The organism is Pedobacter ghigonis (assembly GCF_903166585.1).
GTDB classification, from domain to species: domain Bacteria; phylum Bacteroidota; class Bacteroidia; order Sphingobacteriales; family Sphingobacteriaceae; genus Pedobacter; species Pedobacter ghigonis.
In genome coordinates, this window is the sequence record NZ_CAESCM010000021.1 from 12,831 (window position 1) to 25,767 (window position 12,937).

The window sequence follows — 12,937 nt, forward strand, 5'->3', positions numbered from 1 at the left end:
CTCACAGCGCCAGTTAAAAGAGAGGAGCCAAATATTTTTGCCTTGCCCTGATTTACTTATCAAACGTTCTATTTCTCTCGTTATAATCCCGTCGCTTTCACTTATCTTTGCGGCAATTCAATATTTTCATACTGTGATTAATGTAAATAACATCTCCGTTTCATTTGGCGGAACCACTTTGTTTAGCGATGTAACCTTTTCGATAAACGAGAATGATAAAATTGCCCTGATGGGTAAAAATGGTGCTGGTAAGTCGACAATTTTAAAGATTATTGCCGATGTAGCCAAACCTACAACGGGTAATGTAACGGGTCCGAAAGAAGCTGTAATTGCTTATTTGCCTCAGCATTTACTTACCCAGGATAAGGTTACCGTTTTTGAAGAAACCATGAAGGCTTTTGAAGAGGTTACTCAAATGCAAAAAGAGCTTGATGAGCTGAATGAGCAACTGACCATTCGCACCGATTACGAAACCGACGACTACATGAAGCTGATTGAACGCGTATCGGAGCTGAGTGAGAAGTTTTATTCAATCGAAGAAACGAATTACGATGCAGAGGTAGAGAAGGTATTAAAAGGTTTGGGTTTCGAGCGTAAAGATTTTACCCGCCAAACTTCTGAATTTTCAGGCGGATGGCGCATGCGTATTGAACTGGCTAAAATTCTGTTAAAGAAACCTGATCTGATTTTACTGGATGAGCCTACCAACCACATGGATATTGAAAGTATACAGTGGCTGGAAGATTTTTTAATTAACTCGGCAAAAGCGGTGATGGTCATCTCACACGATCGTGCCTTTGTGGATAACATTACCAACCGTACCATAGAAGTAACTATGGGGCGGATATACGATTACAAAGCCAAATACACCCATTACCTGCAGTTGCGTGCCGACCGCCGCATACACCAGTTGAAAGCTTACGAGGAACAACAGCGTTTTATTGCCGATAACCAGGAATTTATCGACCGGTTCAGGGGAACATACTCTAAAACATTACAAGTACAATCGCGTGTAAAAATGCTCGAGAAGCTGGAAGTTATTGAGATTGATGAGGTAGATACATCAGCATTGCGCTTAAAATTCCCGCCTTCGCCACGTTCAGGGCAATACCCGGTAATGGTAGAGGAGCTGACCAAAACTTATGGCGATCATGTAGTGTTCCAAAAAGCATCGATGGTAATTGAAAGGGGAGAAAAGGTAGCTTTCGTTGGTAAAAACGGCGAAGGTAAGTCGACCATGATCAAAGCCATCATGAACGAGATTGATTTTGAAGGCAGTTTAAAAGTAGGCCATAATGCCAAAATTGGTTATTTTGCCCAAAACCAGGCTGCTTTGTTAGATGAAAATTTAACGGTATTCGAAACCATTGATCAGATTCCGTTAACGGATGGCACCATTAAAATTAAAGACCTTTTAGGTGCATTTATGTTTAGTGGCGATGATACAACCAAAAAGGTTAAAGTGCTATCGGGAGGTGAGAAAACGCGTTTAGCCATGATTAAGTTGTTGTTAGAGCCGGTGAATGTGTTAATCCTGGATGAGCCAACCAACCATTTGGATATGAAAACCAAAGACATTATTAAAGATGCGCTAAAGGATTTCGACGGCACTTTGATTCTCGTATCACACGATCGTGATTTCTTAGATGGATTGGTACAAAAAGTATTCGAATTTGGTAATAAACGCGTGCGCGAACACTTCGAAGATATTAAAGGCTTCCTGGCTTATAAGAAAATGGATAACCTTAAAGAAATAGAACAAAATTAATTTAAATATTGCAGGCTGTATGGGGTATAACCTTTTACAGCCTGCATCATTATAGCCTTTGTTAATTTAGCGTGGCCCGCGTACCTGCCTTGTAATATAATTCTGCCAGTGCTTTCTGGTAGCCTGCAACCATACTTTCCTGCTTAATCTTCATCTCTATAAGCTTGGTTTCTCTACTGTTGATTAAAAAAAGCGTGCTCTCGCCTAAATTAAACTTTTGATTTTCGCCGTTAACAAGCATCTGCTGGTTTTCAATGCTTTTTAATTGTACCGCCAACTGTGCAGAATAAGCCGACAAATCGTTGTAAGAGGCCATTACCTGGTTCCTGATTTCTCTTCCCGACTGTTGAAGATCGTAATCCAGCTCTTGCTGCTTAATTTTCACCTCTCTTAATTTGCCTCGCTCAGACCTTAAAAAAAGTGGGAAAGCAAGCTCAACGCCGAATTTATAATTGCTCCAGTTGAAATCATAATATCCCGGTACATTGCTGTTAAAACCGATTCGGCTGGAGATCAGGTTACCTATAACATTCAGTTTAGGCTTTAGCATTTCCTGGCGGTAACTTCTTTCAACAGCCAGCTGCTCGCCCTTGCTGCGCAGTTTTAAAATTTCGGGATGTAGGTTAGCAGCCTGTCCCAAAAGTGTATCCAGCAGCTGTGGGTTGGGTCGGCCCGTTTTATTAACCATATTTTGTGGTACAGCCTCGACGGGTAATTCCAGAGGATTGCCTGCTTCGTTCCATAAATGGTTAGAAAGTACCAGCCTGGCATTTTGCAATTCGATCGCTGTTTTTTCTTTCTGGATAATTCGCTCTTGTACCGTAATATAAGCTTCAACCGAATCGATAGCAGGTTTGTCGCCTATAAGTGTTTGTGCACTCAGGGCTTTAAACCGGCGTTGGGCCAAATCCAGACCTTCGTTAACCAGCTCAAACTGTTTGTGCAGATAATACCAGTTCCAGTAATCTTTAACAACGCCATACCAAACGCTGTTAATCTGTTTCAGTTGGTCGGCTTCTGCATATTGAACCATTATTTTCGATTGGCGAAGCGTACTTCTCCTTGCATCAATAATTAAACCTTGCCCCAGGGGGATGCTCAGTCCTATAGCCGACAAACCTTGTCCGTTGGTGCGGCTTTCAGGGTTAACATAAGTGCCTACATTGCGTTCGTAGCCCAGCTTTAAATCGGCACCGGCAAGCCAAAGCGGTACTTTTAACTCATTATTCCATCTGTTGTAATATTCTGCGTTACCAAAAAACTTCCGGTTAAAGCCTGCCTTTAATTCAGGATCGAAATAACCGAGCGATTGCAGTACCTTTGCCCTGGCCGATTCGCTCAGTAATGCAGCCTGTTTAATGATGGGGTGAAACCTGAAAACCATTAGCTGCAGGTCTTCTAAAGCGAAAATTTTGGTGCTATCCACATTTTTTACTACCGTTGGTATGTCTGTTTTTTGCGCTGAAACTACCCCGGCTGATAATAAGATGATGAGGAATATGCCTGATATTTTTTTCAAAACTATGTTCATTTCATTGCCTCCCAATCTATTTTTTATCCTTAGCAAGGCCTGTAGGTTCTTTCTCCAGGCTAGGAGGGAAACCGTTAAGCTGACGCCAGATCTCATACCAAAGCGGTACAGAACGCAAAATAATGCGGCCATAAACACCCGAACCTTGCCTTAGCTGAGGTGGCCAGGGCTCATCTTTTGATGGCACCGGATAGGTTTGACTTATCAGCAAACGGTATTTTCCACCTGTGCTGCTCATGCGGTCGATCGAAAAAACCTTGCCCGCAAAAGTACCCACAGCTACCGATGGCCATCCCGAGAATTGAACCGATGGCCAGCCTTCAAATTGCAGGCGTACATCGCTGGTATCTAATATCAGTGGCACATCCATGGCGCTTACATATAATTCTGCAGCTACCATTGGCGATTTTGGTTGTAAAGTAGCAACCGATTCTCCTTCCTTAATATTCTCGCCAATACCGGCTTTTAAGGTTTTAACAATAAATCCACTTTGTGGTGCCCGCACTACATAAAGCCCGCGCCTGATACTCACATTCGAAATATCGTTGCGCAATTTGGCGATATCGCCCTGTGCACTGGCCTTGCTTGATATGGCCGTGCTCATGTCTGATTGTGCTTTCGACATCGATTCCTGGTATTTCGCCCTGATGTTATCGAGCTCAATTGAGGCGTTTAATAAGTTCTGTGCCGAATTGTTTAGCTTATTTCGCTGGCTGATTACCTTGGCATTATCTTCCTGTAGTTTAAGCCGGCGTGTTTCGATATCGGTAAGCGAGAAAAGCCCGTTTTTATATCCGGTTTCATAACGCTCCAAACGCACTTTTGTGGTTTCGTAAAACTTTTGAACGGCCAATAAATCAGCACTGTCAATGCTTACATAGTTTTTGGCTTGCAGTACCTTGTTTTCGGCGGCTTTCATCTGAAAGTGTAAGCCATCGCTCAGGGCCTTCATTTGTGCTTTTGTGGCATCAATCTTTTGTCCGGCAGCATTTTCATTGCCCCGCTTGGCATCGAGCTGTTCGTTAAGCCTTGCCGGTAATTCCGGATCGAAATAAGATTGGCTGGTTTCCGAAATCACCAGAATAGTATCGCCTTTTTGTACTTCCTGTCCTTCGCGTACCGCCCAGTGTTCTATGCGACCACCAATCTGGTTTTGGACCGTTTGAGGTCTGTCTTCTGGTCGAAGTGCTGTAACAGTACCTCTACCCGGAATGGTTTGACGGTAGGGGAGAAAAAGGAGCAAGACAAAAAAAGCAATAATAAACAGCAGTATTCTGCCCAGTCGCTTGGTTCCCCTTGCATCTATAATTTTGCTGTTGGCGTGCACCGAAAGTGTTTCCCAGTTCTGGAGCTGTGCCAGGTTATTACTCACCTTACCCATGGTTATAGTCTCCTTTCTCCAACTCCAGGTCGGTTACTACCGCAAGTTTTTCACTACCAGTTATCATATCAAACACCGTGTTTAAATTGGTCATTAGTTTTTCGATGGCGTAACTAATCTGCACAATAATCACCTCGGCGGCTACGAACTGGCCAAAAGTCATCTGTCGTTCTACAACGAAATAAGAGCCTAAAAGCAATAGGGCACCCATCAGTACGGTGCGCATAGCCACGGCGCTAACAAAAAACTTTTTCAATATGCCGAAATGATCGTTACGGGCCTGGATATAGTTGGCTGTGATCTTATCCGTTCGTTCGATAATCTCTTTGCGCTTAGCCGGACTTGAACGGTAGGTATCCAGATCAGAGGCAATATCTTCCAGATAGCCAACAACCTCATATTTATAGCCCGATTCTTCAATGCTGGTACGTACACCCTGGCGATAATACAGCACCAGGATCAGGGCAATAACAATAAGCACAAAAGTGCCAAAAGCCATAAAAACAGGGTGATAGAAAGAAAGCAGTATTACACTGAAAAAGATCAGTACTGCTGCGGCAACAATATCAACCAGGAGTTTAGTAAGGCCTTTCTGAATGGTAAGGATATCGAAAAAACGATTGACAAGTTCTGTAGGGTTTTCGCCTTCGAGTGCTTTCTTTTTAATTCTTGGCAAACGGAAAGCAAATTCAAGTGCTGCCTTGGTAAAAATCTTTTGTTCCAGAAACTCAACCAGGGTTAGCTGGCCAATGAGCAGCAGGCCGCCCACCACAATGCCTACCAGAATTACGGCAATAAGAATGTAGGTAGAGCTGTACATCGCCCCGTTGGATAACAGGTTGAAAACTGCGCTGGTACCGAGCGGAAGCGATAGGCCGATTAAGCCAATGAGTATAGCATAGATATATATATAATTGATGGTTTTACGCTCTAAATGGAGCATACGTACCAATCTTTGCCAGGGCGATGGTGCGCCGGCAACAGTATGATTTTTCATTTTTTAATTTTTAAATTCAGGCACAAAACCGGTGCAGGGCAACAGCAATGAGCCTGGGGATAAACTTGAACTAGATTTTTGTAGGAATTAACTAAGCACTGTACCTGCTAAAAGAGGTTTAAGTACCTTAACATTTTGGAATAACAGCTTATCGAAGGTTAAGCAGTTAAGTCGGGAGGCGGTGTTGGTACATTTTTGGCCGGCGAACTGCAGAGGCGTGGGCCGTACAGATATTGATTAAGCGCAGGGCAATCGGCAGGTGCTGGGTTTAAGCCAGCCAGATCCGACGATTCGTAAAGCATCAGTTTCTTCTTTAGTTTTTCGAAAGATTCTTCTTCTTTAGCCTTATTTTCTTCACTGCTTTTTTCAATGGCGTAGGCATAATCGGTAGATAACAATATGGTTATTGCACTGGTAAAGAATTTAGTGGCAAACAGGACCAATACCATAATGCCAAAAATCTTTTTTAGTAAATTTTTTCTTAATAACCTCATCATCTGATCACAAATATAGGGTCGTGAAGGCATCTGAAACCATTTAGAAACTGAAATTTGACACTTTTTTAAAAGCCTGACACAAATGTTATACTAGTATTAGAACGAGATTAGAGAATGACAAATGGCTGATTTTTTGTACAAAATTATGTGCTGGCTTTAGTGAAAAAAGCAAAAGCGTCCATCAGTACACATAAGGGTTAGCTGTATACCAATGAACGCTATGGAGTGCGTTAATTAAGATGAGTTAGTTTGGAATAATTTCCAGTATTTGCATCAAATGATCAATTACGGCATTTGGATTCGCATTTTGCAACTGTTCTCTGGTATGTGCGCCTGTAGTAATGCCAATGCTGAGACTGCAGCCCGCATTTTGGCCTTCTTCTATGTCGATGCTCGAATCGCCAACTTTCATTACCGCGCTTCCGTCGGCAATTTCATATTGTTTCATCGCCAGTAAAATCATATCTGGTTCGGGTCTGTTCTGGCTAACTTCCGAAGCTGTAATTAGTGCATCAAAATCTTTGCCTGCTACCCATCCAAGCTTTTTTAATATGGCTTCGGCAGTAGGCCTGTCGTAACCGGTATTCAGAACGGTAACGATATTCCTGTCCCTTAGTTTCTCAAAAATATCAGTGGCACCTGGCTGTGGTAAAATAGCCTCAACTTCGTAAGCCTGTTGCAACTGGTTAATAAATTTCCCGTAAATATCGGTCACAACTGCTTCGTCAAAGTCACCTCCATAGGTTTTAAGTACCGATCTGATCGCCTCTTTCTTCTCTTTCCCGGCAGCTACGGCCAGTACCTGATCCAGGTTGTAAGAAAAACCTGCCGCGTTAATAGCATTCATCAGGGTTTTATAAACTAGGTTATCTTCGTTTACTGTGGTGCCGGCCATGTCGAATACGACCATTTTAATTTCAGGGTGCATTTGCTATTGTTAAATAGAGTTAATAAAATAGAATTAGTAAGCTTGTATAATCAATGTTGTTTATGTTGAGCTGCAAATATAAGTTAGTTAGTAATGCTAAACAAATGTTTAGTAAATATTAACATTTATGTTATCATTTGTTTACTTTTGCTAAACATTAAATGGTCATTATTGCATTTACAATTATCGCTCACTCAAATAATACAAAATTATCAGGTGAGATGTAGTCGAAACTGCAGGATTTAAATTAGCAATGTTTATTGGCACATCAACCAAAAATAGTTATGAAAAAAGCAACACTTATTGTTTTCAAAGGAGCAGGCGAGGCTCTTGAAGAAATTAAAACAGATATTCCGGAGCTAAAACCTGGCGAAATTCTGATCAGGAACCAATATACCACCATTTGCGGAAGCGACCTGCATACTTATTGTGGGTTACGGCATGAAGCTGTTCCAACGGTTTTAGGACATGAAATTGTTGGTGAAATTGCAGGGTTTCATCCCGATCACAATAGGAAAGATTATTTAGGCAGTGCACTTGAAATTGGCGATAGGGTAACCTGGAGTATTTTTGCTTCGGACGCTACATCGGAAAAGGCCAAAGCGGGTATGCCACAAAAAGCCGAAGGTTTGTTTAAATATGGTCATGCACAGGTTACCGCAACCGATGCACTTCATGGTGGCCTTTCAACACACTGTGTATTAAAAAAAGGTACCACTGTACTCCAGATTAGCAAAGAAATTCCACTTAAAGTTGCGGCCACCATTAATTGTGCCGTAGCAACAGTTGCAGGTGCGGTTCGCCTTTCGGGGAGCCTCAGTGGGAAAAAGGTTTTAATTTCTGGAGTGGGTTTACTGGGACTGGTATGTGCCGCCATGTGTAGTGCCGATGGAGCTAAGGAAATTCACGTGGCAGATTTAAATGAAGAACGCTTAAAGCTGGCTGAATTATTCGGGGCCAATGTTCGGCATTTGCTCAATCAAAACCCGGCGCTTCCGGCAGATATTGACGTGGCTTTTGATATGAGCGGCTCGCCCGATGCCATGGAAATGGGACTTAATGCATTAACTGTTGGTGGAACCGCTGTTTGGATTGGTGCCGTATTTAAAACCCGTAGCGTAGCGGTTAATGCCGAGCAGGTGGTAAGAAAGCTAAATACCATTAAAGGACTTCACAATTACAACTACGACGATTTTGTACAGGCTGTAAAGTTTATCGAAAACAATTATTCCAAATTTCCTTTCGAAGCACTGGTTTCGGCTGAATTTGCGTTAGCAGATGCGGCAACCGCCTTTAATTTTGCAGTAACAGATAAACCTATTCGTGTTGGTATTAACATAGCTCAGTAATCAGATAATGAATAAAAATACAGCGATAGGACAGAAGTGGAAGATGTTATTGGTAACCATGTTGTGTTACCTCTTCTTTTATACGGGCAGGCATAACTTTGGCTGGGCGGTAAAAGGAATGGTTGCTTCGTTAAATATTCCCTATAGCACAATTGGCTGGATTAGCTTTTGTATGCTTATAGGCTATGCCATCGGGCAGTTTATTAATGGTAACCTTGCCGATAAGCTAAGTCCGAAACTGATGGTGGTAGCAGGGGCGTATCTTTCTATTATAACCAATATTGCCATCAGTTTTTCGAATACTGCAACAGTAATTATGGTATTGTGGGGGCTTAACGGCTTTTTTCAGTCGATGGCCTGGGCCCCTGGTGCAAAATTAATTAACAACTGGTGGGATGAGCATGAGCGGGGGAAAGCCTTTGGTTTTTACACTATGGCCGCAGGCTTATCTTCGGCAGTTACCTATTTAATCTCCATCATCCTGCTGCAACAGGGCATCGAATGGCGAATGCTTTTCAGGTTGCCGGTACTTTTGTTACTCGTTTCTGCCACCATCTTTCTAATTGTAGCCAAAGATAAGCCCGAAGCTAAAACAGACGAAGGTAAATCAACAACAGATGCAGAACAAGCTGATTGGCTCGACCGCTATAAAGAAGCCTTCAGGAACAGGAAGTTTTTGTTTACCTCGCTGGCCTTTGGTTTTGAAAGTATGGCCCGTTACGGACTTATTTTCTGGGTGCCGGTACATTTTCTGGGCAAAAACTGGAAAGATAACCCGGGGAATATCTGGGTAACCTTTTTACTCCCGATCGGCATGGGGATTGGTGCGTTGTGTTTTGGGGTCTTGTCTGATACGCTTTTTAAAGGAAACAGGTTAAAGGCAATTGTGGTAGGCATGGCAGCAAGTGCAGTATTATCGCTGCTCATTTTCTTCGTGCCCGCGCAAGAGCTTGTACTCAGTGGTATCCTCATGTTGTTGACTGGTTTTTTTGTTTATGGACCACAGGCCTGTTTCTGGCCACTAAGTCCCGATATGCTGGGCAATAAGCTAACGGGAACCGGTGTAGGTATTATGAACATGTGCGGCTACCTTTTTGCAGCCATAGGCGAACCGTTTTTGGGATATGTAATAGATGTTACCGGCGATAGCAACAATATTTTTATTGTAACTGCGTTGGCCTGCCTGCTGTCGGCTACCATTGCATTTTTTGTATCCCGGTCGGGTAAAAACCACAGTCTGTTGGTTGCCTGATTTTATTAGTGCATTTTATTCGAGAGATGATTTATGAGTTTAAAAGGAATAAATAAACGTACGGTTGCCAATCTGATCGGTCTGCTCGATCAGCTGGAAGAGCTCGACCGTTTATTAGGCACCAGCCCTGAAGCGTGTGACGAGGTAAAGGCATTTAAACAGGATTTGAATGAAGCCTATCGTCAATATGAACGCATGCTTAGCGAAATAGCCATGCATGTAAGTGTTTGCCAGGCGATCTACAATAAAATCAGGTTAAGGTTTATTCCAGAGAAACTGAAGGGCTTAAGGCGAACGGTTCCACAAGATAGTTACGAGTTTATTTTACTTAGGGAAAGCATCCGCAAGAGCCATTTGATATAGGTTGTATTAGTTGTTTTTGCAGGGGGATGTAATAGGAAGAAATTTATTTTGCAGGCGCTTTTATATTTAATTTAAATTGCCTAGCTTCATATCAGCCACAAAAAAGGTATTCGGAGTATTAGAGATTTAATGCTTATAATCAGCGAATTAATTGAACGCAGAGCTGCTAAAAATTGGTTGCGTAGAAATGAGTAGGCGCTAATTTTTAGAAAAATGTTCTCTTTGTGGTTCGCTTATGCGATGCAAAACGTTTATTCCGAATTAACAATCCCATCCCTCCATGAATTTTACTTACACCTGGACCATCTCAAAGAAAATATTACTCATATTTTTGATCCTTACCATTATTTCTGCCGGGGCTGCTTTTTTCGCGCTCAATACCATCACGGGTAAACTGCGTAGTGTTTCTAAGCTGGCCACCAATATAGAGCACAGCCAATCGGAACCAGAACAGATTTTGTTGCTCATTCACCATGCAGAAGGCGATTTTCAGGAATCGATGCTCAATGCGGGCAGTAAAAAATATACTGCTTACAATACTAAAATATCGAAGGTATTTTTGATGATCGATACTTTGCTGAAAGCTCAGGCCGATACTTCTCAGCTTACTGCATTGCAAATCAAGAAGGTTAAATTCTGGTACAATAAGAAGTCTGCTTTATCCGATCAGCTTTATTCGTTAAAGCATAGTTTCGATTCCTTATTAACCATATATGCAGATTATAGCAGGCAAACTGGCCAAGGTGTGCAGGGGGCAAGCGTAACCGAGCACAAGTTCGACAGGAATGTAAAAGTGAAAGTTGATACTGTGCTGAAGGCTAAGCCAGTAGCCAAAAAAGGTTTCTTTAAACGGTTAAAAGATGCGATAGCCAATAAAAGCGAAGTGTCTACCGTCGAAATTACCAAGAAAGAAAGTACACAGACTGCCACTATAAGTAAGGAAAAAGAAACTGCCAGTAGCGACCGTAAAGCCTATTTAAACAAACTTAAGCTCCTGCAACGCGAAAATGAAAAACTGTTGGGGATGCAGAATGAGCTGATTGTACTCAATAGTCACATCAGTAATGAGCTGGAGAACATTATTAACAATGTAAAAGACATCAATTACCAGATGATTGATGAATTTAAAGTGCTTGCACTTAAAAATTACCAGGAAACAACCGCATTGTTAAACAAGTTTTATCTGGCTGCGCTGGTTATTATTGTGGCTTTTGCAATCCTTCTGATTGTTTTTATCATCAGGCTAAACAAGGCCGAATTGTTATTGCGTGCCGAAAATGAAGAAGAGGTAAATAAAGCACAGCAAAAAATTGATGAGCTGGTTAAAAAGATCGAGTTGAATGAACAGGACCGTTCGCCGGTAAAAATGGAGGAGTTAAAGGAAATTGTGCAGCTTGCAGTTGAAAATAACCCTGCTTTCCTGGTTAAATTTAACGAGTTCGATACTGGTTTTAGCAAAAAACTGCTCGAAAAAGCACCTACAATGGTTGCAGCTGAAATAGAATTCTGCGTTTTGCTACGCTTAAATTTCGAAACGAAAGAAATTGCCCGTTACACCAAAACCTCGGTACGATCGGTAGAAAGCCGTAAATACCGGATCAGGAAAAAACTGGATATTCCTTCAACTACCGATATCAATATCTGGATGAGCCAGATTTAGTATTTATTTAAGGTATTTTAGTTTTGTTGCGGAATTTCGTCATTGCGAGAAGGCTTTTCCAGCCGACGAAGCAATCTTACAACGATCGCTATTTAGCGAATGCATTAAGATTGCTTCGTTCCTCGCAATGACGAGACTTTTATGGGCTTCTGTCAATGCTAGCTTGTCGAAGGAGTGTCCAAATATTGCCTGAGTCGTTTCGACAGGCTCAACGTTACAACCTTGTAGAATCAGGCTAAGGTTTAGATACAGCCTCGTTAAATAACCAATTTACCTAACTCAATGGCTTGCTGTTGTTAACTGGCTCCTTTTATTCTTATACCAAACACGGCACATTTGCAAGGCCAGTGAAGTTAGGATTAAAAACAGGCCGATGTAAAAACTGGCAGATAGTACCTTATTTTCTTTGTAAATAACAATGGCCAGTAAGATGGTGTAAAGCGGTTCGAGGTTAAAGGTTAAGCTTACCGTAAACGAAGAAATATGCTTTAGGGCATTGATGATTAACAGGTACATCAGCACGGTACACAGGATGGCTAAAACCAAAAGCCAACCAAAATCCTGTAACGAAGGTAATAGTGTTGTAGTTGGTGTAAAGTATAAGAATTCCGGCATAATGAGTGTTAAGGCCAAAACGCCACCCAGCATTTGGTACAGTATAATGGTTTCTCCTCGGTAATTGCCAGCCAATCGTTCGTTATAAACCGTATACAGCGCTGAAAATATGGATGATATAATGCCCAATATAATGCCTGTTCTAAAGCTGATATCCATCCCGAATATTAAGGCAATGCCGCAAAGGGTAAGGCCGCTTAGCAGGAGTTCTTGTACAGAAAGTTTCTTTTTGTTTATGGCAGGCTCAAACAGGGCGTTAAAAAAACTGGTGAGTGCAAAACACACCACGCCAACCGATATATTTGAGTATTTAATACTGCCGTAAAAGAATAACCAGTGGAAACCCAGGATAGCCCCGGCTGCTCCCATTTTAACTTTTTCAGATAAAGTTGTTTTTTGAAACTTGCCGCTAAGTGTTAAAACAATCAGGATAAAAATTGCCGAGAAGAATGTTCTGTACCAGCTGATTAAACCTTCATTTAATGTGATTAGGCGGCCAAATATGCCTGTAAAACCGGCAAGTACCAATGCCAGGTGAAGCTGTATATATGCTTTTTTCATTTTGTTAAGAAAAGTAATCTACCTTGCGCAACAGG

At 41.8% G+C, this 12,937-nt stretch carries 11 protein-coding genes; 5 read left to right on the top strand and 6 right to left on the bottom strand.

Annotated features, from left to right (window positions below):
• Positions 1-133 precede the first annotated feature (133 nt).
• Positions 134-1,768 carry an ABC-F family ATP-binding cassette domain-containing protein gene (locus tag HWV58_RS22360; RefSeq protein ID WP_175636231.1) on the top strand — a complete coding sequence of 545 codons (1,635 nt, stop codon included), beginning with the start codon at positions 134-136 and terminating at the stop codon, positions 1,766-1,768.
• 61 nt (positions 1,769-1,829) lie between these two features.
• Here HWV58_RS22360 and HWV58_RS22365 read toward each other — a convergent pair whose 3' ends face one another.
• The 5 genes from HWV58_RS22365 to HWV58_RS22385 all read right to left on the bottom strand — a co-directional run bounded on the left by HWV58_RS22365 (position 1,830) and on the right by HWV58_RS22385 (position 7,102).
• Entirely contained in the window at positions 1,830-3,287 is a 1,458-nt protein-coding gene (locus HWV58_RS22365) for a TolC family protein (RefSeq protein WP_235972800.1), read from the bottom strand.
• Between the two features lie 28 nt (positions 3,288-3,315).
• Positions 3,316-4,680 (bottom strand): HlyD family secretion protein, encoded by a 1,365-nt coding sequence (locus HWV58_RS22370; RefSeq protein ID WP_175636233.1) that lies wholly within the window; start codon positions 4,678-4,680, stop codon positions 3,316-3,318.
• Entirely contained in the window at positions 4,673-5,677 is a 1,005-nt protein-coding gene (locus tag HWV58_RS22375) for an ABC transporter ATP-binding protein (RefSeq protein ID WP_175636234.1), read from the bottom strand. Before HWV58_RS22375 ends, HWV58_RS22370 begins: the two co-directional genes overlap by 8 nt.
• A gap of 158 nt (positions 5,678-5,835) precedes the next feature.
• A complete protein-coding gene (locus HWV58_RS22380) occupies positions 5,836-6,174 on the bottom strand; it encodes a hypothetical protein (protein ID WP_175636235.1) in 339 nt (112 codons plus the stop codon).
• 244 nt (positions 6,175-6,418) lie between these two features.
• Positions 6,419-7,102, bottom strand: coding sequence for a phosphonatase-like hydrolase (locus HWV58_RS22385; protein ID WP_217707054.1), 684 nt, complete (start codon positions 7,100-7,102; stop codon positions 6,419-6,421).
• 284 nt (positions 7,103-7,386) lie between these two features.
• On the opposite strand from HWV58_RS22385, the gene HWV58_RS22390 reads away from it, so the two are divergent.
• The 4 genes from HWV58_RS22390 (at position 7,387) to HWV58_RS22405 (ending at position 11,726) form a co-directional block, all read left to right on the top strand.
• Positions 7,387-8,451, top strand: a complete 1,065-nt coding sequence (locus HWV58_RS22390; protein ID WP_175636236.1) for a zinc-binding dehydrogenase — start codon at positions 7,387-7,389, stop codon at positions 8,449-8,451.
• Positions 8,452-8,458: 7 nt separating this feature from the next.
• Positions 8,459-9,703, top strand: a complete 1,245-nt coding sequence (locus HWV58_RS22395) for an MFS transporter (RefSeq protein ID WP_235972801.1) — start codon at positions 8,459-8,461, stop codon at positions 9,701-9,703.
• Between the two features lie 33 nt (positions 9,704-9,736).
• A complete protein-coding gene (locus HWV58_RS22400) occupies positions 9,737-10,066 on the top strand; it encodes a hypothetical protein (RefSeq protein ID WP_175636237.1) in 330 nt (109 codons plus the stop codon).
• A 280-nt stretch (positions 10,067-10,346) separates the two neighbouring features.
• Positions 10,347-11,726, top strand: coding sequence for a helix-turn-helix transcriptional regulator (locus HWV58_RS22405; protein ID WP_175636238.1), 1,380 nt, complete (start codon positions 10,347-10,349; stop codon positions 11,724-11,726).
• A gap of 279 nt (positions 11,727-12,005) precedes the next feature.
• Here HWV58_RS22405 and HWV58_RS22410 read toward each other — a convergent pair whose 3' ends face one another.
• Positions 12,006-12,902, bottom strand: a complete 897-nt coding sequence (locus HWV58_RS22410) for a DMT family transporter (RefSeq protein ID WP_175636239.1) — start codon at positions 12,900-12,902, stop codon at positions 12,006-12,008.
• Between the last annotated feature and the right edge of the window lie 35 nt (positions 12,903-12,937).